Annotated in this window: 18 protein-coding genes; all 18 read left to right on the forward strand. The window is 51.5% G+C overall.

The window, feature by feature from the left end; translation table 11 throughout:
- Positions 1-9: 9 nt before the first annotated feature.
- Positions 10-1,065, forward strand: coding sequence for a recombinase RecA (gene recA, locus QMG93_RS15835; protein WP_281938024.1), 1,056 nt, complete (start codon positions 10-12; stop codon positions 1,063-1,065).
- Positions 1,066-1,131: 66 nt separating this feature from the next.
- The gene (locus QMG93_RS15840) at positions 1,132-1,839 is read left to right on the forward strand and encodes a RecX family transcriptional regulator (protein WP_281938026.1); all 708 of its coding nucleotides are present in this window, start codon (positions 1,132-1,134) and stop codon (positions 1,837-1,839) included.
- Positions 1,840-2,089: 250 nt separating this feature from the next.
- Positions 2,090-3,634, forward strand: a complete 1,545-nt coding sequence (gene rny / locus QMG93_RS15845) for a ribonuclease Y (RefSeq protein WP_063178580.1) — start codon at positions 2,090-2,092, stop codon at positions 3,632-3,634.
- A 98-nt stretch (positions 3,635-3,732) separates the two neighbouring features.
- Positions 3,733-4,527 (forward strand): TIGR00282 family metallophosphoesterase, encoded by a 795-nt coding sequence (locus QMG93_RS15850; protein WP_281938029.1) that lies wholly within the window; start codon positions 3,733-3,735, stop codon positions 4,525-4,527.
- A 119-nt stretch (positions 4,528-4,646) separates the two neighbouring features.
- On the forward strand, positions 4,647-4,907 hold the full coding sequence (locus tag QMG93_RS15855; RefSeq protein WP_006286829.1) for a stage V sporulation protein S: 261 nt from the start codon (positions 4,647-4,649) through the stop codon (positions 4,905-4,907).
- Between the two features lie 115 nt (positions 4,908-5,022).
- Positions 5,023-5,967 carry a dipeptidase gene (locus tag QMG93_RS15860; protein ID WP_281938068.1) on the forward strand — a complete coding sequence of 315 codons (945 nt, stop codon included), beginning with the start codon at positions 5,023-5,025 and terminating at the stop codon, positions 5,965-5,967.
- A 221-nt stretch (positions 5,968-6,188) separates the two neighbouring features.
- Entirely contained in the window at positions 6,189-7,940 is a 1,752-nt protein-coding gene (locus QMG93_RS15865) for a 2-oxoacid:acceptor oxidoreductase subunit alpha (RefSeq protein ID WP_281938070.1), read from the forward strand.
- Positions 7,928-8,794 carry a 2-oxoacid:ferredoxin oxidoreductase subunit beta gene (locus tag QMG93_RS15870; protein WP_010491176.1) on the forward strand — a complete coding sequence of 289 codons (867 nt, stop codon included), beginning with the start codon at positions 7,928-7,930 and terminating at the stop codon, positions 8,792-8,794. The genes QMG93_RS15865 and QMG93_RS15870 overlap by 13 nt, the downstream gene beginning before the upstream one ends.
- 114 nt (positions 8,795-8,908) lie before the next feature.
- On the forward strand, positions 8,909-9,478 hold the full coding sequence (gene pduL / locus QMG93_RS15875; protein WP_216794029.1) for a phosphate propanoyltransferase: 570 nt from the start codon (positions 8,909-8,911) through the stop codon (positions 9,476-9,478).
- A 276-nt stretch (positions 9,479-9,754) separates the two neighbouring features.
- Entirely contained in the window at positions 9,755-11,230 is a 1,476-nt protein-coding gene (miaB, locus tag QMG93_RS15880; RefSeq protein WP_281938073.1) for a tRNA (N6-isopentenyl adenosine(37)-C2)-methylthiotransferase MiaB, read from the forward strand.
- Between the two features lie 28 nt (positions 11,231-11,258).
- Positions 11,259-11,702, forward strand: coding sequence for a RicAFT regulatory complex protein RicA family protein (locus QMG93_RS15885; protein ID WP_281938075.1), 444 nt, complete (start codon positions 11,259-11,261; stop codon positions 11,700-11,702).
- A gap of 152 nt (positions 11,703-11,854) precedes the next feature.
- Positions 11,855-13,204, forward strand: coding sequence for a cytochrome P450 (locus QMG93_RS15890; protein WP_281938077.1), 1,350 nt, complete (start codon positions 11,855-11,857; stop codon positions 13,202-13,204).
- Positions 13,205-13,322: 118 nt separating this feature from the next.
- Positions 13,323-13,475: a hypothetical protein gene (locus tag QMG93_RS15895; protein ID WP_281938079.1), complete on the forward strand. Its 153-nt coding sequence runs from the start codon at positions 13,323-13,325 to the stop codon at positions 13,473-13,475.
- A gap of 170 nt (positions 13,476-13,645) precedes the next feature.
- Positions 13,646-14,110, forward strand: coding sequence for a nickel-responsive transcriptional regulator NikR (gene nikR / locus QMG93_RS15900; RefSeq protein WP_281938081.1), 465 nt, complete (start codon positions 13,646-13,648; stop codon positions 14,108-14,110).
- A gap of 187 nt (positions 14,111-14,297) precedes the next feature.
- Positions 14,298-15,998, forward strand: coding sequence for a molecular chaperone HscC (locus QMG93_RS15905; protein ID WP_281938083.1), 1,701 nt, complete (start codon positions 14,298-14,300; stop codon positions 15,996-15,998).
- Positions 15,998-17,953 carry a J domain-containing protein gene (locus QMG93_RS15910; RefSeq protein ID WP_281938085.1) on the forward strand — a complete coding sequence of 652 codons (1,956 nt, stop codon included), beginning with the start codon at positions 15,998-16,000 and terminating at the stop codon, positions 17,951-17,953. The genes QMG93_RS15905 and QMG93_RS15910 overlap by 1 nt, the downstream gene beginning before the upstream one ends.
- Before the next feature lie 16 nt (positions 17,954-17,969).
- Positions 17,970-18,611, forward strand: a complete 642-nt coding sequence (locus tag QMG93_RS15915; RefSeq protein WP_081481509.1) for a DUF1266 domain-containing protein — start codon at positions 17,970-17,972, stop codon at positions 18,609-18,611.
- A gap of 37 nt (positions 18,612-18,648) precedes the next feature.
- Complete coding sequence (locus QMG93_RS15920) at positions 18,649-19,983, forward strand: J domain-containing protein (RefSeq protein ID WP_281938088.1); 1,335 nt, start codon at positions 18,649-18,651, stop codon at positions 19,981-19,983.
- Positions 19,984-20,019: the final 36 nt, after the last annotated feature.

Raw genomic sequence — 20,019 nt, forward strand, 5'->3', positions numbered from 1 at the left:
GTGATTCTTTTGTCAGATCGGCGCGCAGCCTTGGAAAATGCCCTTCGTCAAATTGAAAAGCAATTCGGGAAAGGTTCGATCATGAAATTGGGCGAATCGACCCATATGCAGGTAGAGACGATCCCGAGCGGTTCGCTGGCCTTGGATATTGCCCTGGGCATCGGCGGATTTCCGCGAGGTAGAATTATAGAGGTATACGGACCGGAATCGTCCGGTAAAACGACGGTAGCGCTTCATGCCATCTCCGAGGTTCAGAAAGCCGGCGGTACCGCGGCGTTCATCGATGCGGAGCACGCGCTGGACCCGTTGTATGCGAGCAAGCTCGGCATTAATATCGACGAGCTGTTGCTCTCCCAGCCCGATACGGGTGAGCAGGCGCTTGAAATTGCGGAAGCGCTGGTACGTAGCGGCGCGGTTGACATCATCGTCATCGACTCGGTTGCGGCTCTCGTACCGAAGGCCGAAATCGAAGGCGAGATGGGGGACTCCCACGTCGGCTTGCAAGCCCGCCTTATGTCGCAGGCGCTGCGGAAGTTATCTGGGGCGATCAACAAGTCGAAAACGATTGCTATCTTTATCAACCAATTGCGCGAGAAAGTCGGCGTCATGTTCGGAAACCCGGAAACGACTCCAGGGGGCCGCGCGCTCAAGTTTTATTCGTCCGTTCGGCTTGACGTACGCCGCGTAGAGACGATTAAGCAGGGCAATGATATGGTCGGTAACCGGACCCGGATCAAAGTCGTCAAGAACAAAGTAGCGCCTCCGTTCAAGCAAGCGGATATCGATATTATGTACGGTGAAGGCATCTCCAGGGAAGGCAGTATCGTCGATATCGCCACCGAGATGGATGTCATCCAGAAGAGCGGCGCATGGTATTCTTACAATAACGACCGCCTCGGCCAAGGACGTGAAAATGCGAAGCAGTTCCTGAAGGAAAATCCGCATATCGCCGATACCATCGAGAAGAAAATTCGTGAGAACAGCAACCTGATTCCGGTAGTGGGGCCGAATACGGATGACCACGAAGAAGAGGAAGAATTGGCGCTGTTTGAAGAGAAAGAATAAACGTTCCGGCACCTTTAATCCCGATTAAAGGTGCCTTTGCCATTTTCAAGGGAGGTACTTGGATTCATGACCGAACAGGAAAGGCCGCCGCTTCAATCGGGGCAGATTACGAAGGTGGAACGACAGCGCAGGGGGCCGCACCGTTATAACATTTATATCGACGAGACCTTTGCGTTTTCGGTCCATGAGGACTTGATGATCAAGTACAGGCTGCTCAAAGGTGAAGCCGTCGAAGCGGCGCAGCTTGAGCAGATTTTGGCCGAGGACGAAGCGCATAAAGCTTACTTGGATGCGATCCGTCTGCTGTCCAGCCGGCTCCGGTCCGAACACGAGATGAAGGCCCGGCTGAAGCAAAAAGGGTATACGCCGGAAATCACGGCTTCGACGGTCGAGCGTCTGGCGAAGGAAGGCTACTTGAACGACGAACAATTTGCCGAGCAGTTGGCCAAACAGCGCCTCGAATCGCAAAAAAAAGGACGGCACTGGATCAAGCAGGAGCTGCAGCAAAAAGGGATTCGCAAAGATCATATTCAAGCGGCGATGGAGCAGGTGGACGAAGAAACGGAATTTGCGATGGCCTACAGTCTTGCGTCGAAACGGTATCGTTCGGAGCTGGAGAAAGATCCGGTGAAGGCAAGGCGGAAAATTGCCGGCTTCCTGCAGCGCCGGGGTTATCCGGGGATGGTCGTTAGCAAAGTGCTGGCGCGTTTGCCTCGAAAAGGACCGGAAGGGGATTGGGATGAAGAGATGTTCCCGGAGGACGAGCAATTCTAGAATATGGAAAACGTAATCATGCACGCACGGAATATCGATTCATTCGGACCGAACACCTTGACAAGCTTCTTTATCAAAAGATAAAATAATCATGTAAACGCGATACACAGAATCTTCCTGAGCAGCCTGAGGGAGATTCGAACAAAGTAAAATCGCCAATTTTTACTTTTTACTAGTGCTTGTAGAATGGATCAAACAACCTGATTATCCCAAGCTTACCCCTTGGAGAAACAACGAGGAGGTGAACTGGATGCCTACGACAGTCATCTGGATCATAGTCGTTCTCGTTGTTGGTGCTCTATGCTTCGGGATCGGTTATTTTATCCGCAAGTCCCTTGCAGAGGCGAAGATTTCCAGTGCTGAACATGCTGCCGAGCAGATCAAGGAAAATGCCCGTAAAGAGGCAGAAGCACTGAAGAAAGAAGCGGTTCTGGAGGCGAAAGACGAGATCCACAAACTCAGAACCGAAGCTGAAAAAGACATTCGTGACCGTCGAAATGAAACTCAACGACAAGAGAGACGATTGTTGCAAAAAGAGGAATCGCTGGATAAAAAATTAGAATCTCTTGAGAAAAAAGAGGAGCAGGTCGCCAACAAGGAGAAACGAATCGAAGAAACCCAAACGCAAATTGATCAGATTTATAAAGATCAAGTTGCCGAGCTGGAGCGAATTTCTGCGTTGACGATGGACGATGCCAAACAAATCATTTTGACCAACGTAGAGCAGGAAGTTCGCCATGAAACCGCTCAATTGATCAAGGAAATCGAACAGCAAGCGAAAGAAGAAGGCGACAAAAAGGCCAGAGAAATCATCACTCTTGCTATTCAACGCTGTGCGGCCGACCATGTGGCTGAAACGACCGTATCGGTCGTAGCGCTTCCGAATGAAGAGATGAAAGGCCGGATTATCGGCCGGGAAGGCCGCAATATCCGGGCGCTTGAGACGCTCACCGGTATCGATTTGATCATCGACGACACGCCGGAAGCCGTCATTTTGTCCGGGTTTGACCCGATTCGTCGGGAGATCGCCCGAACTTCCCTTGAGAAGCTTGTAGCGGACGGACGAATCCATCCGGCCCGCATTGAAGAAATGGTCGAGAAGTCCCGCAAGGAAGTCGACGAGCGGATCCGCGAATACGGGGAGCAAGCAACGTTCGAAACTGGCGTACACGGTCTTCACCCTGACTTGATCAAAATTTTGGGCCGACTCAAATTCCGTACAAGCTACGGACAAAACGTGCTCAAGCATTCCATGGAAGTGGCTTACCTTGCCGGACTGATGGCAGGAGAACTCGGAGAAGACGTGACATTGGCGAAACGTGCCGGTCTCCTTCATGACATCGGGAAAGCATTGGATCACGAAGTGGAAGGCTCTCACGTCGAGATCGGCGTTGAGATCGCCAAGAAGTACAAGGAGCATCCGGTGGTCATTAACAGTATCGCTTCGCATCACGGCGACTGTGAAGCGACTTCGGTCATCGCTATGCTGGTCGGCGCGGCTGATGCGCTGTCCGCAGCAAGACCAGGCGCGCGCCGGGAAACGCTCGAGACCTACATCAAAAGGCTCGAGAAGCTCGAAGAGATCTCTGAATCGTTCGAAGGCGTCGAGAAATCGTATGCGATCCAAGCCGGACGCGAAGTGCGCGTAATGGTTCAACCTGAAAAGGTGGACGATACCGAGGCATTCCGCTTGGCAAGGGACATTACGAAGAAAATCGAAGGCGAGCTCGATTATCCGGGCCACATCAAGGTTACGGTCATTCGGGAAACGCGCGCTGTAGAATACGCCAAATAATTGCATACACTACAGGGGGAAGTGGCGATTATGCCACTTCCCTCTCTAATTCAGCGGAAAGTTACAGGAAATTAAAGAGAGGTAGGGGGAGAGTCCCGATGAAAATACTGTTCATTGGAGATATTGTCGGTTCGGTGGGCCGCAAAGCGTTGAAAACGTGCTTACCGACCCTCAAAAATAAGTATAACCCGCATTGGATTATCGCGAACGGAGAGAACGCGGCGGCAGGGCGGGGCATTACGGCCGCTATCGCCAAAGACTTCTTCGATCTTGGCGTGCATGGGATCACGATGGGCAATCATACGTGGGACCAGAAAGAAATTTTCGATTTCATCGACAAGGAAGACCGGATGGTCCGGCCGGCCAATTTCCCGCAGGGAACGCCCGGAAAAGGGATGACGTTCATCAAAGTGAAAGACATCGAGCTGGCGCTCATCAATTTGCAGGGACGCACTTTTTTGCCTCCGCTCGACTGTCCGTTTGAGAAGGCGAATGAGCTGGTAGAGCAGGCCAAGAAGAAAACGAAATACGTATTCGTGGATTTTCATGCCGAGGCGACTTCGGAAAAACTGGCGATGGGCTGGCATTTGGACGGTAAAGTATCCGCCGTCGTCGGGACGCATACGCATGTGCAGACAAACGATGAACGGCTGCTGCCCCAAGGCACGGTTTATGTGACGGATGTAGGCATGGTCGGCCCGCGAGACGGCATTCTCGGGATGGAACGGAACGCCGTGCTGCAAAAATTTAAAACTCAGCTTCCCGTCCGCTTTGTCGTGGACGAAGGCAAATGGCATTTTCATGCTGTCAGCATTGAGCTGGACCCGGCTACAGGGCTCGGAAAAAAGATTCAATTGATTCGCATGGATGAAGATACGATCTTGTTTGATTGAATTGACGAACAATTCAAATATTTTCGAAAATACCATCTTCGGGTAGAAGGAATTAACTGCAAATTCCTAGAATATGATTAGTACTGGAAGCAATCATCATTCCCGAGGAGGTACTTTTCATGGAAGTATTAAAAGTGTCAGCAAAATCCAACCCAAATTCCGTCGCAGGCGCGTTGGCTGGAGTATTGCGTGAACGCGGGGCTGCTGAGCTCCAGGCCATCGGGGCAGGGGCCCTCAACCAAGCGATAAAAGCCGTAGCCATCGCGCGAGGATTTGTGGCTCCCAGCGGGGTTGATTTGATCTGCATACCAGCATTTACCGATATTGTCATCGACGGCGAGGACCGAACAGCCATTAAGCTGATTGTAGAACCGAGATAATGGCTTTGCTGCTTATAACCGAACGACCAAAGCACCTGTTTACTTCTGTAGACAGGTTTTTTTGGTTTTATTTCATTTTGCTCAGCCAAGCTTGCTCCCAGGGAGGGGATAGCCGATGCATGTGATCGACGGGCACTGTGATGCTTTGCTCAAAATGGTTGAGAACCCGGTCATTGATTTTTTCGATCCTCATGTAAGCGGATTGGACGTATCTTATGCGAAAATGACGCAAGGGGGCGTAAAACTGCAATTTTTTGCGATTTATTTGCCTGAACGTATAACTCAGCCGCAATTTGACCATTACTTGGAATATATAAATATTTTTTATCAGAAAGTGATGCGGGACCCGCGTATGCGGCAGGTGAAAAACCGCGCCGATTTGGAAGCGGTCCTGACAGGCAATCAGACTGGAGCGATGCTGACGCTTGAAGGCGCGGATGCGCTGCAGGGAAACCCCTTGTATCTTCAGACGTTATACCATCTGGGTGTCCGAATGATCGGAACGACATGGAATTACGCCAATTGGGCGGCGGATGGAGTGCTTGAGCCAAGGCAGGGCGGATTTACGCGGCGCGGCAAAACGTTTATTAAAGACTGCAACGATTTGGGTATGCTATTGGATGCATCCCATTTGTCCGAGGCTGCGTTCTGGGACTTGGCGGCGGCTTCGCCCAAGCCGTTCGTGGCGACGCATTCCAATGCAAGAGCCGTGTGCGGACATCCGAGAAACCTGAGCAACGGGCAAATCCGGGAAATTGTCCGGCGGGACGGACGTATCGGCGTTACGTTCGTGCCCTGGTTCGTGCAGCAAGGCCGCCAAGCGTCCGTTGATGGCGTCCTGCAGCATGTCGAGCATATTTGCTCGCTCGGGGGCGGCGGCCAGCTTGTGTTCGGATCGGATTTTGACGGCATCGATCAATGGATTCCGGGACTGGAGCATGCGGGGAAAATCCCGTGTCTGACGGAAGCTTTGCTTCGACGGTTTCCGGAGGAACTGGTGAGAGGGTTCATGTACCGCAACTGGTTTACCTTCCTGCAGCGTCATTTGCCGATTCATTAAAAATTAACATCTGATTTCTAGATATAAGACAACTAAATTATTCTCTAATCGATATGGATTTGATCTAAAAAAGCTATCTATGCATTTTGTCGAAAACCCTTGCTTTTTATGTGTATTAGTCATAGAATTTGATGAGACAACTGAAAGATTTTTTTTATAAAATAATCTTTACAGTTCATGGTTTAGCTGCATGTCAGCGAATTTAAAAGGAGTGGACAACGTTGATTAGCCAATTATCTTGGAAGGTCGGAGGACAACAGGGGGAAGGCGTGGAAAGTACCGACAAAATCTTTTCCACGGCATTGACCAGACTGGGGTACTACTTGTACGGGTACCGCCATTTTTCCTCGCGGATCAAAGGCGGCCACACAAACAATAAAATCAGAATCAGTACGAAACCGATTCGCTCCATTTCCGACGATTTGGACATTCTCGTGGCCTTTGACCAAGAAACGATTGATGTGAATGCGCACGAGCTGCGCGAAAACGGCGTAATCATCGCCGACGCAAAGGTTAATCCAGTCGTTCCGGAAGGCGTTAAAGCAAGACTGTTCCCGGTGCCGATTACGGCGATCGCGGAAGAGCTCGGCACTTCCTTGTTTAAGAATATGGCTGCTTCCGGCGCATCTTGGGCTTTGCTTGGTTTGCCGCTTGAAGTGTTTAATAAAGCAGTAGAAGAAGAGTTCGGCCGCAAAGGCGCTGCCGTAGTCGAGAAAAACGTGGAAGCGGTTCGCAAAGCTGCCGAGTTCGTTCTTGAATTGACTGGCGGTCCGCTGCCGGAATTCCAACTGGAGCCTGCCGACGGCAGACAAAAGCTGTTCATGATCGGCAACGACGCTATCGCTCTTGGCGCAGTCGCTGCAGGTTGCCGCTTCATGCCCGCATACCCGATCACGCCGGCTTCCGAAATTATGGAATACCTGATCAAGACGCTGCCGAAATTCGGCGGAACGGTTATCCAAACCGAAGACGAGATCGCAGCATGTACGATGGCCATTGGGGCCAATTACGGCGGCGTTCGCGCCCTGACGGCTTCTGCTGGCCCTGGTCTTTCCTTGATGATGGAAGCGATTGGCTTGGCCGGTATGACAGAAACGCCTGTCGTTATCGTCGATACGCAGCGTGGCGGTCCAAGTACGGGACTTCCGACGAAGCAGGAGCAATCCGACGTGCTTGCCATGATTCACGGGACGCACGGCGAAATTCCGAAAATCGTTCTGTCGCCTTCGACGATCGAAGAGTGCTTCTACGATGCGATCGAAGCGTTCAACTTGGCGGAAGAATATCAGGTTCCGGTTATTTTGCTGACGGACCTGCAGCTTTCCTTGGGTAAACAAACAAGCGAATTGCTCGATTACAATAAAATCCAGATCAAACGCGGCGAGCTGCAAACCGGCGAACTGCCTGCTCTGGAGGAGCATCAAATGTTTAAACGCTACGAATTCACCGAGAACGGCGTTTCCAAGCGTTCGGTGCCGGGTCAAAAATACGGCATCCACCATGTAACCGGGGTTGAGCACGCCGAAGACGGACGTCCGTCGGAAAGCCCGATCAACCGTAAGAAAATGATGGACAAACGTTTGGGCAAAATGAAGCAAGTAAAAGTAACCAATCCGATTCTGGTCGACGCTCCTCATGAAGAGCCGGATCTGCTCATCATCGGTATGGGCTCCACGGGCGGCACGATCGACGAAGCAAGACGCCGTCTGGCGGACAAAGGTATGAAAACGAACCACATTACCGTTCGTTTGCTGCATCCGTTCCCGGTGGAAGAAATCAAGCCGTACCTGGAAAAAGCGAAAACGGTCGTCGTTGTTGAAAACAATGCTACCGCTCAGCTCGCTTCCTTGATTAAGCTGAACGTTGGCTACGCTGATAAAATTAAGAGCATGTTGAAATATGACGGTAATCCGTTCTTGCCTGCTGAAATCACTAAATACTGTCAGGAGTTGAACCTTGTATGGCAACGTTAAAAGATTTCCGTAACAATATCAAACCGAACTGGTGCCCAGGATGCGGCGACTTCTCCGTGCAAGCGGCTATCCAAAGAGCGGCTGCCAATGTCGGTCTGGAACCGGAACAGCTTGCGGTTGTCTCGGGGATCGGCTGTTCCGGCCGGATTTCCGGTTACATCAACGCTTACGGATTCCACGGTGTTCACGGACGTTCGTTGCCAATCGCGCAAGGTCTCAAAATGGCTAACCGCGAGCTGACTGTCATCGCCGCAGGCGGCGACGGCGACGGCTTCGCGATCGGGATGGGTCATACGGTTCATGCGATCCGCCGGAACATCAACATCACCTATATCGTTATGGATAACCAAATCTACGGCTTGACCAAAGGCCAAACGTCGCCCCGCAGTGCCGAGGGCTTCAAGACGAAATCGACACCGTCCGGCTCCATCGAGTCCGCATTGTCGCCGCTTGAAGTAGCGCTGGCTGCAGGAGCTACGTTTATCGGTCAATCGTTCTCCAGCAACTTGAAACAGCTGACTTCCTTGATCGAAGAAGGCATGAAGCATGAAGGTTTCTCCTTCATCAACGTATTCAGCCCGTGTGTCACGTTCAACAAAGTGAACACGTACGAGTGGTTTAAAGAGCATATCGTTGATCTGGAAGAAACACCGGACTACGATGCTTCCAACCGTGTGGCAGCCATGACGAAAATCATGGAAACCAACAGCCTCGTGACGGGACTCATCTATCAAGACAAGAGCAGAAAAAGCTACGAGGATATGGTTGCAGGCTTCAAGCCGGAAGGTCTTGCGAAGCAAAATATTCAAATCACCGAGCAAGAATTTGAAAAATTGGTGGCGGAATTTAAATAATTTTCCGAATTTTCATAAGCATGCGGCCTTGGGCCGTATGCTTTTTTTATGTCGTGCGGGTATAATAGACTTGAGCTTCATGGAATCTTTTGCATAAGAGAGGGGCACATGGACATGAAACAAGTACCGATCGGCGTTTCCGCCAGACATATTCATTTGTCGAAAGAACATATCGCTTTGCTTTTTGGCGCAGGGTATGAATTAAAGGAGATGAAGGCACTGTCGCAGCCGGGGCAGTACGCCGCCGAGGAAACGGTTGCGGTCGTCGGACCGAAAGGCCGCTTTGACAAGGTTCGCATTTTGGGACCGGCCCGCAGTAAATCCCAGCTTGAAGTATCTCGTACCGATGCGTTTGCTCTTGGGGTGAATCCGCCCGTCCGCGAGTCTGGCCATACGGCCGGAACACCCGGCATTAAGGTCATCGGACCCGCCGGCGAAGTGGAGCTAGAGGAGGGCGTCATCGTGGCGGCGCGTCATATTCATTTTCATACGGACGATGCGGCCAAGTGGGGCATTGCGGATAAACAGGAGCTTACGGTGCGCGTCGAAGGAGAGCGCGGCGTAACGTTCGAGCACGTGATTGCCCGGGTATCCGACCAATTCGCGCTGGACATGCATATCGATACGGACGAAGCGAATGCAGCCGGAATTAAAACAGGCGATATCGGCGTTATTTTAGCCTAAAAAGTCCGGTGAATAAAAAGCGGAGGAGCGGAATCGTTCTGGAGAAGCGGTAGCGTTCGCCTTTGTCTCCGGATTTTAACCACTAAGTGGGTTATAAAATTTTAAGAATCCGGGGACAACAGCGATCGGAAGAATGATACCGCTCACGTAGCGGGGTCTTATTCACCGGTCTTCTATATCCACTCATGAATTTCTTTGAAATGCAGGCTGCAAGCATGATATAATGAAAGGTATGATCTTTGCAGCATACTGCAAGCTTCAGGAGGAATTCATTTCATGACGACAAAAAATAAATCCGAGAAAGATTACTCGATATATTTCCAGCCGCCGTCTCTCAGCGATGCGAAGAAGCGGGGGAAAGAAGACATTCAAGTGCACTACGATTTCGACATCCCGGAAGAGATGCGCGAGATCGGCAAGGACAAGTATTACTTGATTCAAACGTACGGCTGTCAAATGAACGAACACGACACCGAGACGATCAAAGGGCTGCTTGAGCAGATGGGCTACCGGTCCACCGATGACCGCAAGCAAGCGGACATCATTCTGCTCAACACCTGTGCGGTACGGGAAAATGCAGAGGATAAAGTGTTCGGCGAGCTTGGCCATCTCAAGCACCTGAAGATCGAGAAGCCGTCGCTCATCCTGGGCGTGTGCGGCTGTATGTCGCAGGAAGAATCGGTCGTGAACCGGATCTTGAAGAAGCATCCGTTCGTTGATCTGATCTTCGGCACGCATAACATTCACCGCCTTCCGTTCCTGTTGAAGGAAGCGATGTTTAGCAAGGAAATGGTGATCGAGGTATGGTCCAAGGAAGGCGATATCATCGAAAACCTGCCGAAGAAGCGCGAAGGCATCAAGGCGTGGGTCAACATCATGTACGGCTGTGACAAGTTCTGCACGTACTGTATCGTGCCGTATACGCGGGGCAAGGAGCGCAGCCGCCTTCCGCAGGACGTGATTGCCGAAGTGCGCGACTTGGCGCGTCAGGGCTTCAAGGAAATCATGCTGCTTGGCCAGAACGTAAACGCCTACGGCAAAGATTTTGACGATATGAAATACGGGCTCGGCGATTTGATGGACGAAGTGCGCAAGATCGACATTCCGCGTGTCCGCTTCACGACGTCGCACCCGCGCGATTTTGACGACCGTTTGATCGAGGTGCTTGCTAGGAAAGGCAACCTGATGGAGCATATCCATCTGCCGGTGCAGTCGGGCAGCAACGAGATTTTGAAGCGGATGAGCCGCAAATATACGCGTGAGCATTATTTGGAGCTCGTTGCCAAAATCAAAAAGGCGATTCCGGATGTCGTGCTGACGACGGATATCATCGTAGGTTTTCCGGGCGAAACTGACGAGCAGTTCGAGGAAACGATCTCGCTCGTGCAGGAAGTCGGCTACGACAGCGCCTTTACGTTCATCTACTCCCCGCGGGAAGGTACGCCGGCAGCAGGCATGGAGGATAACGTGCCTTATGAGGTGAAGCGGGACCGCCTCATTCGTTTGAACGACGTGCTTAACGTCTACGCCAAGCAGAGCAATGAACGGTTAAAAGGACAGACGCTGGAAGTGCTGGTCGAGGGCGAAAGCAAGAACAATGCCGCTGTATTGGCCGGCCGCAGTCGCACGAACAAGCTCGTTCATTTCGAAGGGCCGAAGGAATTGGTAGGCCGGTTTGTCCAAGTGAAAATAACGGAAACCCCGACATTCTACATCAAAGGCGAATTGGTCGGAGAAGCCGTGGCTCAATAAATCGAATGCAGGGGCGTGACGAATTCTAATGGCAGAGCAAAAATTTACGAATTGCGGCATGGAGCTGTATACGAATACGGAAATGATCGTGCGCGAAGACATTTTGGACAAAGCGAAGGAGCTGGCAGGACTGCTGGCTACCTCGAATGAAGTTCAGTTTTTCCAGCAGGCGGAGCAGCAAATTGCCGGGAACGATCAAATCCAGACGTTGATTAGCGCGATCAAAAAGAAGCAGAAGGAAATCGTCGCTTTCGAGTCGTTCGAGAATAAGAAGATGGTTGAAAAAATCGAGAAAGAAATCGACGATCTGCAGGATCAGCTCGACTCGATCCCGATTGTCAGCCAATTCAAGCAGTCGCAGGAAGATATCAATTACTTGCTGCAGCTCGTCATGAGTGTCATTCGCGACACCATCTCCGATACGATTACGGTGGAACAAGGAACGGTAGCCCGTTCGGGTTGCAGCGAGTAAACAACATTAATAGGAACACCCAATTAGCTCGAAGACCGGCGTGCAGCCCCGAATGGGGGAGGCAGGCCGGTTTTTTTATCGGTTTCGGTTGGTATAATGTGGGGGGAATCACTGGATAATAAGTCGAAAAACTCCTAAGGAGGCACCGCTCGATGTCATTGACAACCCACATTCCCGGTCCGAAAGGCCTGCCCCTTTCCGGCAACTTGCTTGCATTCCGCAAAGATCCGTTAGCGTTTCTCATGAAGGCGCGACAGCAGTACGGAGACGTGGCGCATATTCGCTTCGGACCGTCCCGGCACGTCTATTTGATCAGCGATCCGGAGCAAATTAAAGAGGTGCTGCTCACGAAGCAAAGCGCTTTCCGCAAGGCAAAAGGTTTACAGACGGCCAAAGCGGTCGTAGGCGAAGGCATTCTGACAAGCGAGGGCGAGAAGCATATGCGGCAGCGCCGCTTGATGCAGCCATCGTTCCGCAAGGATCGAATCGGCAGCTACGCCGAGGCGATGATCGATTACGGCGAAAAGATGCTGGCGTCGTGGAAATCCGGAGAAAACCGGGACATTATGGACGATATGATGCAGCTGACGCTGGATATTATTACGCATACGATGTTTGGGACAAGCATTACGAATGGCGTGGACGATATCAGCCATGCGATTGACGTGGGAATGAAATATGTCACGCATAAAGCGACTTCCGTGATCGACATTCCGGAAAGCTTTCCGACAAAGAGCAATCTTGAATTCAAGCAGTCGGCTGCGACGCTGGATAAGGTGATCTTCGGGATTATTGAAGAACGCCGGAAAAATTCGGACGCAAGCCGCGGCGATCTGCTTTCCATGCTTCTTGCGGCCCGGGATGAGGAAGACGGCTCGGGGATGAGCGACCGGCAAGTGCGGGATGAAGTGATGACGATTTTTCTCGCGGGCCATGAAACGACGGCCAACACGCTCTCTTGGACGTGGTATTTGCTGTCTCAAAACCCGCAGGCGGAGAAGGCGTTTCATGAGGAGCTGGACCATGTCTTAGATGGCCGTAGACCGACCTACAGCGACTTGGAGAAGCTTCCCTATACGCAGCATGTCGTCTCGGAGTCGATGCGGCTGTACCCGGCGGCATGGGCGATCAACCGGGAGGTGCAGCAGGAGGTGGAGATCGGCGGAAATACATACATGCCGGGAGATACACTCATGATGAGCCAATATGTCATGCACCGCAGACCAGACTATTACGAGGAGCCTGAACGGTTCAAACCCGAACGTTTTGCGGGCGATCTGCTCAAAAAAATTCCGGCGTTTGCCTATTTTCCGTTCGGCGGCGGTCCGCGGGTATGCATCGGCAACAACTTCGCGCTGATGGAGGCAGCCCTGCTGCTCGCAACAATCGGCAGCCGTTACACGCTTAGGCTGACGCCCGATCATCCTACGGTAGAGCCTGAACCGCTTGTTACGCTGCGGCCGAAGGGCGGCTTGCAGATGGTCGTGACGGCAAGAGGGTAGATATGGGCCATGACCGGTGGCTATCGTTCCCGACATTGGTTCTGGGGCGGGATAGACTGCGCCGGTTCCGGGGAAGCTTTGGGATGTCGGTAACGTTGGCGAAAAGGAGGAGCGGAGGTTGGATATCGTTAAATTTACGATTGATCCGCGCAATGAGGAAGAGCGTGAAGTACTGTTGAAGGAGATTCACGAACACGGCGCTTTGTCGGAAGCGGAGAAGCAACAGCTTGCGGAGGAACTGAAAGAGCTGCAGCCCGAAGCTGCGCCCTGAGGTGGTTTAACAAGCCTGACTATGCAACCGAAACTGCAAGCGATGACTGCCGGGAAGCCTCCTTCGCCGATTGCCGGCGGAGGGGGCTATTTCGTTTGCGGCTGAATTCAGTTTGGGCGGCGGGTATGCTACAATAATCGGGAGAGCGTGCGGATTGAGGTGAACCATAGTTGGAGAAAGACGTATTGACCCGGTTTGGCGTGTCCATGCCGGAGGAACTGATCAAGCGGTTTGATCAATATATTACGGAACAGGGCTACACGAACCGCTCGGAAGCGATCCGGGATCTCGTACGTAAAGTGCTATTGGAACCGGGCGGCTTGAAGGCCGATCAGCTCGTAGCGGGGACGATCGTTATGGTGTACGATCACCATGCGACCGATCTTCCTTTGCAGCTTATCGAGCTGCAGCATCATTACCATCACGACATTATTTCGACGATGCATGTGCATCTGAATCACGATCAATGTCTCGAAATCATTGTCGTTCGCGGCTTGTTGTCCAAGCTTCGGGAGCTGCAGCACAAAATTCAAGTACAAAAGGGTGTGCTTTACGCCGAGCTTTCCGTCACGTATTTGGACGAGCGGGGGACCGAACAGGATCACGCCGATGCCGCGGAGCATCATCATAGCTAGCCATTTTCAAGCGGTGGCTGTTTTCTTTGTTCGCAAAGAAGCGGCCACCGTTTTTATTGGCCGGCTTCGTTTGAAAGTCTTCAATATCGATTTAAAAAAAGAGAACGAGTGACCGATAAACTAATGGTATGGGAAAGAAAGGTGTTTTTTTCTAAGCCATTAATACATGGAAAAGAGGTAACCGGGAATGACGATGATTGGCATTGATCTAGGGACGACGAACAGTCTGGTCGCTTATTGGACGGAGGACGGTCCTGCAATTATTCCGAATGTGCTCGGGGAGCGTTTGACCCCTTCGATAGTAAGTGTGGACGAAAACGGCGAGATACTGATCGGTCAAATCGCAAAAGAACGATTAATTACTCATCCGGATCTTACGGCAGCTACCTTCAAGCGCTATATGGGAACGGAGAAAACGTATCGTCTGGGACCGTATACTTTTTCTCCGGAAGAGCTGTCTTCGTTCGTCATCAAATCGCTTAAGGCAGACGCGGAGGCTTTTTTCGGACATCCCGTGACGGAGGCCGTGATCAGCGTTCCGGCTTATTTCAACGATACTCAGCGCAAGGCGACGAAGCGTGCGGCTGAATTCGCTGGCTTGAAGGTGGAGCGGCTGATCAGCGAACCGACGGCTGCGGCGATTTCCTACGGTCTTCATCAGCAGCAGGACAATACGAAGTTTCTCGTCTTCGACTTGGGCGGCGGCACGTTCGACGTTTCCATCTTGGAGTTTTTCGAGGGCGTGATGGAAGTGCAGTCGATAGCCGGTGACAACTACTTGGGCGGAGAGGATTTTACCCAACTGCTTGTTTCTTACTTTATCGAAACCCATGGGATCGACTTCCAAGAGCTGGATTTTAAAGCCCGTTCCGCGCTGTTCAAGCAGGCTGAAATATGCAAAAGGCTTTTAGGCTCGGACAACGAAGGGAAAATGAGCTTCACGCTGGAAGATCGTACGTACGAGGCGACTTTGAACCGCAACGATTTTGAGAAAATTGCCGGGCAGCTTATGCTGCGGCTGCGTCATCCGATCGAGCGCGCACTACGGGACGCTTCCTTGTCGCCGGACGATCTGGACGCGGTTATTTTGATCGGAGGGGCGACCCGAATGCCGATCATCAAATCGGTGGTTAGCAAAATGTTCGGCCGGCTGCCATTTACCCAAATCAATCCCGATGAGGCCGTTGCCTTGGGAGCTGCCATTCAAGTTGCGCTGAAGGAAAGAAACGAAGCGTTGAAAGAGGTTGTTCTGACGGACGTATGTCCCTATACGCTTGGTATTGAAACGACGAAGCGGATGGGGAACGATAAATTTGACGACGGTCATTTCTGCCCGATTATCGAGCGGAACACCCCGATTCCTGTCAGTAAAGTAGAGTCGTTTTGGACGCTTCACGATAATCAGTCAAGCATACGCGTGATCGTTTATCAAGGGGAAAGCCGGCGGGTGGAAAATAACCTGAAGTTGGGCGAGCTGCTTGTCGAGGTGCCTCCCGACAAAGCCGGTGAGCAATCCATCGACGTCCGGTTTACGTATGATATTAACGGCATTCTGGAGGTCGAAGTCACTACGGTCAGCACGGGCGTGAAAAAGAAGACGATTATTCAGAAAAATCCGGGCAAGCTGTCGGAGCTGGAAATTGAAGAAAGATTGAACCAACTGAAAGACATCAAAATCCATCCCCGGGAAAGAACGGAGAATCGGCTGCTGCTTGCCAAGGGCGAACGGCTGTACGAGGAAGCGCTCGGGGAGAAGCGGTCGGAGATTGCGTTTTTGCTAGAGCAGTTCGAACGGGTTCTCGCCTCTCAAAATGAGTACGAAATCAAAAAGGCATCCTCGGTTCTCCGGAAGCAGCTGGAGCATTTGGAGAGGTGGCGTGACTATTAATGCGAATGTGGGAAATACTGGGGATCGAGCCGACGCATGAGGTATTGGCGATTAAGAAAGCTTATGCCGCTAAGCTGAAAGTCCATCATCCCGAGGACGATCCGACCGGTTATCAGCAGCTAAGGGAAGCGTATGACCAGGCGATTAAGCTGGCGAAGCGGCAGCAGAAACAGACGAGTCATTCGAACGAAGAGCCGGAAGTTTTCGAGACATTAGACGTCAGGGAGGAAGACGGAAGCGAAGCGGAAGACGTTGCAGAGCATGAGGAAGACGAGCTGTATGATGAAGACGACGGACCGCAGCGCATTCCCCGTATGGTCATTTGGCAAGAGCAGGGCAAGGAAAGAGACGACCCTGAAAGCCAAGCAGAGCATTTTATGGAGCGGGTAGAGGAGCTTTACGGCAAATTTCCGTCGCGAATCAATCCGAACCAATGGGCCGAGCTGTTGAATTCCGACGTCGTATGGAACATTAACCTGCAGAACGGCATTTCCGGCCGGCTGCTTGATTTTTTGGAAGAACATTATTTTTTGCCTAAAGAGGTTTGGAAGCTTCTGGACAGCGCGTTTCATTGGAATGGGCTGGTTGCGGAAGACAAGGAAAGCTTCTTGGAACAATACCCCCAAGTATACAGTTACGCTTTTGCGGAATCGTACGAAGTGGCAAACATGGGGTATTCCCTTCTGCTGGGTGCGGGGGAGATCGATCATGAAGCCTACCTTCATTATCGCGAGGAAGCATGGTTGGCTTTGATGCATAATGACTTGGCGGCTGCCAATCATTCGCTGCAGAAGGCTTGGGAACTTTTCGATGCGGACCCGGCCGTGATTCGTTTAGAGGCCGAATACGGCTGGCGCAGCGGGGAGTCGGAGAGGACGCTTGCTATGAGTAATCGTCTGATTCAGTTGTGTCCCGACCAGGTAGACGGCTATTTATACCGTTCGCGCATATGGATGCAGACTGGAAAACTGCCTGAGGCGGTACAAGACTTGCAGCACATTCTTGCACAATTTCCGGACCACATGCTCGCGCTATCGCTGACCGGGACCTGTTATAAAAGACTGGGTGATCTGGAAAAAGCCAAGGAGATGTTCCAACGCATTCTTGCTTTGGATGCGAACGATATCGAAGCGGTTTTGGCCTTGGCGGAAATCAATGCGCTAACTATAAAAGAGTTGAGAGTACGGCGTGAAAAAGGCAGCGGACGCGTTGTTCGGCGGCTTTACGGAGAGTTGGGAAAAGTGCCTCTGCATAAGCGTTTGAAGAATGCCGCTTATTTTTTTGTTTCTCATAAATGGTTCAGTCTGATTTGCATTGTGGCGCTGCATTTCTGGATAGCGAGTTCGTTTGTGAAGCATACGGGGGAGACGCCCTTGGCCTATTGGAGTGAAACTATGAGGCCGGTGAACGTCATGAACGTATCTTCTGCGTCCGACTGGAAGCTTCTGCCTCCGAAAGCGGCTGCCGTGCGGGTCAAGCTCGCCGATGCGTCTTATATGGCTCTTCAAGAAGTGAAGGTCAAAGACAACAGCGGTAAGGAGACGACGAGGTACCTTTCCTTGGACGAGGCCAAGAAGCAGGGACTCCAATCGAACATTACAGGTCATATTTGTATGGGCTATCTCGATGGAGAAGCGATCCTCGTAGTCGGCAATTATAAGCAAGCCAAAGAAATTTACGATTCTCGAAGGATAGAGCTGGAAGGCACTGTTCGCCCCATGCCTGACGAGCTTAAGACGGAAATCGAGAAATGGAAAAACCGAAGCTCGAAGAGCGGGATTTCGAAGCCGCTTCCCCTGTTCGACAACTATATCGACGCCACAACGAAGCCGGGCAAGAAGGCTCTCCCAAGCCTGCCATTGAGGATTTATTTTTATTTGTTCATCTTAGGGTTGTTTTATATTTCGGTGCTGCGGGAGCTGCGGAGAGTTAGCAGGTTCTTCGGCTATAACTGATAAGTGGGGAGAGAACATGCCTATGACCACGGCGGCGGAGAAGGTAATGAACGATTACGTTGAGGCGATGACTTCGCTATGTATCGTCGGGAAATTCGGTGACTATTTTTTGCACAATCCTGAGATGATCTTCGAGCGGCGAAGCATTTTACGGGGGCTGCTCAGGTTTTGGAACCTCGAAAATGCAGAGGACCTTAAACAAAATATAGAGTGGACGATAGCGGAAGGAGCCAGAAAGGAATTTGCGGAGCTGTACATTAGGCTATTATCCGTTTCGGAGGCCGAACGAGCTTCGATCGGACAAAATACCGACGATCCTACACGCAAACATAGGCTGTCCGTTGTCACGCAATATTTGTGGCGCATGCCAACCGTCGGCATAGCGGCGCACGATTATTCCATGGCGGTATACAGAGCCTGTGCTGGACGGAAGCTGGGTTATTTAACGGAACAGGAGAAGTGGGCCTATATCGAAAAGGTCATCCCGAGGGTCAAGGGCGATTTTTCCAGTTGGAAGGACTACCTATTTAGCTTTCATGTGGGCGCCGTCTTTACATCCCATCTCTTGAATGGAGATTATGTAAGCGAAAACAGCGTATTGCTGACGAAACTGCTATTTTCGCGTAACGATTCCTTTCGAAGGGCCACCTTGGGCTAAGCCCTTGGTCGGAAAGGGAGTGTGAAGTCTTATACAAATGTGGAACATTCTAGATATCGAACCGACGAATGAACTATCCGTCATCAAAAAGGCTTATGCGCGGAAATTAAAGCAACACCATCCCGAGGACGATCCGGAAGGCTATCAGCGGCTTCGGGAGGCTTACGATCAAGCGGTTCGCGCGGCCAAACGAAATCTTAAGCTCGATTCATTTCGTGATTTGACGGAGGAGGCTGCCGCCGAGAAAGAAGAAAGCGGGCAAAGCGATCCCGGACAAGACGAGCAAAAAGAGGAAGGTCAGCCGGTTGTTATTCCCTCCCGGATGCTGTTCACGGACCCGGCTGCTAGGGTGAAGAGCACAGAAGAGCGATTAAGTGAGTTTATAGAAAAAGTAACCGTCGTATACCGCGACATCGTGCAAAGGATCGACATGGACTCGTGGCAGAAGCTGCTCTATGACGATATCATGTGGGATGTCAAGCTTCAACGTGAGGTCTACAAACGAATGACCGTGTTTTTAGATCGACACCCCTATTTGCCCAGAGACGTCTGGCAGCTGCTCGAAAGCAGCTTCTGCTGGAAGGAAAAGGCGCAGGACGATCGCGAATCGTTTTCCAGGCAGTTTCCCAACGTGTTTCTTCATGTGTTTGCCGATCCGTATTACGCCACGAGCCTGCGCTTCACTTTCCTTACCAAGGCGGGCGACATCGATTGCGAGGCTTTTCTGAGGTATCGGCTGGGCGCGCTGCTGGCCTTGAAACATAATCACATGGAGCAAGCGGAAGAGATGCTAAACCGGGCATATGAGCTGTTTCCCGACGATCCGGATCTGCTGCGGCTGCAAGCGGAATATTTTCTCCGGCTTGGCACCTTGAGCCGTGCGTTGACTGCTATCGACCGCTGGATTGCTTTGACTCCCGACGATCCGGAGCTGTATTGGTATCGTGCCCGAATTTATGTTAAAAGTAACCGGCTGACCGAGGCGATTCAAGATGTGACATACTTTCTTTCGCTCAATCCGGGTCATCCCGGCGCGTTGTCTCTTGCGGCAAAATGCTATACAAAGCTGGGGGATCCGGCATCTGCACGCGACATGTACCTTCGTCTGCTGGAGCTGCAGCCAGACGACATTGAAGCGCTTGTCTGTCTCGCCGAAGTCGCCCATCCGGAGACTGGACCAACGAGCTTGCCAGCGTCTCCGACGGCTTCGGTCGATCAATTGCCGGCTCAGGATACGGAGCGTGCGGCTTCGCGCCTTCCGGAAGAGCATGCTAGGGCAAATAAATCGTCGTTTTTTTCCATAAAAAATTTGACTCTTATATTGGTATTGGGCTGGTTCTGCTTAAACTTAATTCGGATGTTGTTTCGTTAAAATTTTCCCATTAAAGAAAAAAGAAAGGAGGCCCGG

It is taken from the genome of Paenibacillus tyrphae (assembly GCF_027925525.1).
Lineage (GTDB): Bacteria > Bacillota > Bacilli > Paenibacillales > NBRC-103111 > Paenibacillus_G > Paenibacillus_G tyrfis_B.

Excerpts from the sequence above, each read along its gene's own strand:
- miaB (WP_281938073.1), top strand. The coding sequence starts at position 9,755 with ATGACGACAAAAAATAAATCCGAGAAAGATTACTCGATATATTTCCAG.
- QMG93_RS15905 (WP_281938083.1), top strand. The coding sequence starts at position 14,298 with ATGACGATGATTGGCATTGATCTAGGGACGACGAACAGTCTGGTCGCT.
- QMG93_RS15890 (WP_281938077.1), top strand. The coding sequence starts at position 11,855 with ATGTCATTGACAACCCACATTCCCGGTCCGAAAGGCCTGCCCCTTTCC.
- QMG93_RS15910 (WP_281938085.1), top strand. The coding sequence starts at position 15,998 with ATGCGAATGTGGGAAATACTGGGGATCGAGCCGACGCATGAGGTATTG.
- QMG93_RS15885 (WP_281938075.1), top strand. The coding sequence starts at position 11,259 with ATGGCAGAGCAAAAATTTACGAATTGCGGCATGGAGCTGTATACGAAT.
- QMG93_RS15915 (WP_081481509.1), top strand. The coding sequence starts at position 17,970 with ATGCCTATGACCACGGCGGCGGAGAAGGTAATGAACGATTACGTTGAG.
- pduL (WP_216794029.1), top strand. The coding sequence starts at position 8,909 with ATGAAACAAGTACCGATCGGCGTTTCCGCCAGACATATTCATTTGTCG.
- QMG93_RS15860 (WP_281938068.1), top strand. The coding sequence starts at position 5,023 with ATGCATGTGATCGACGGGCACTGTGATGCTTTGCTCAAAATGGTTGAG.
- QMG93_RS15850 (WP_281938029.1), top strand. The coding sequence starts at position 3,733 with ATGAAAATACTGTTCATTGGAGATATTGTCGGTTCGGTGGGCCGCAAA.
- QMG93_RS15855 (WP_006286829.1), top strand. The coding sequence starts at position 4,647 with ATGGAAGTATTAAAAGTGTCAGCAAAATCCAACCCAAATTCCGTCGCA.
- QMG93_RS15870 (WP_010491176.1), top strand. The coding sequence starts at position 7,928 with ATGGCAACGTTAAAAGATTTCCGTAACAATATCAAACCGAACTGGTGC.
- QMG93_RS15840 (WP_281938026.1), top strand. The coding sequence starts at position 1,132 with ATGACCGAACAGGAAAGGCCGCCGCTTCAATCGGGGCAGATTACGAAG.
- rny (WP_063178580.1), top strand. The coding sequence starts at position 2,090 with ATGCCTACGACAGTCATCTGGATCATAGTCGTTCTCGTTGTTGGTGCT.
- QMG93_RS15920 (WP_281938088.1), top strand. The coding sequence starts at position 18,649 with ATGTGGAACATTCTAGATATCGAACCGACGAATGAACTATCCGTCATC.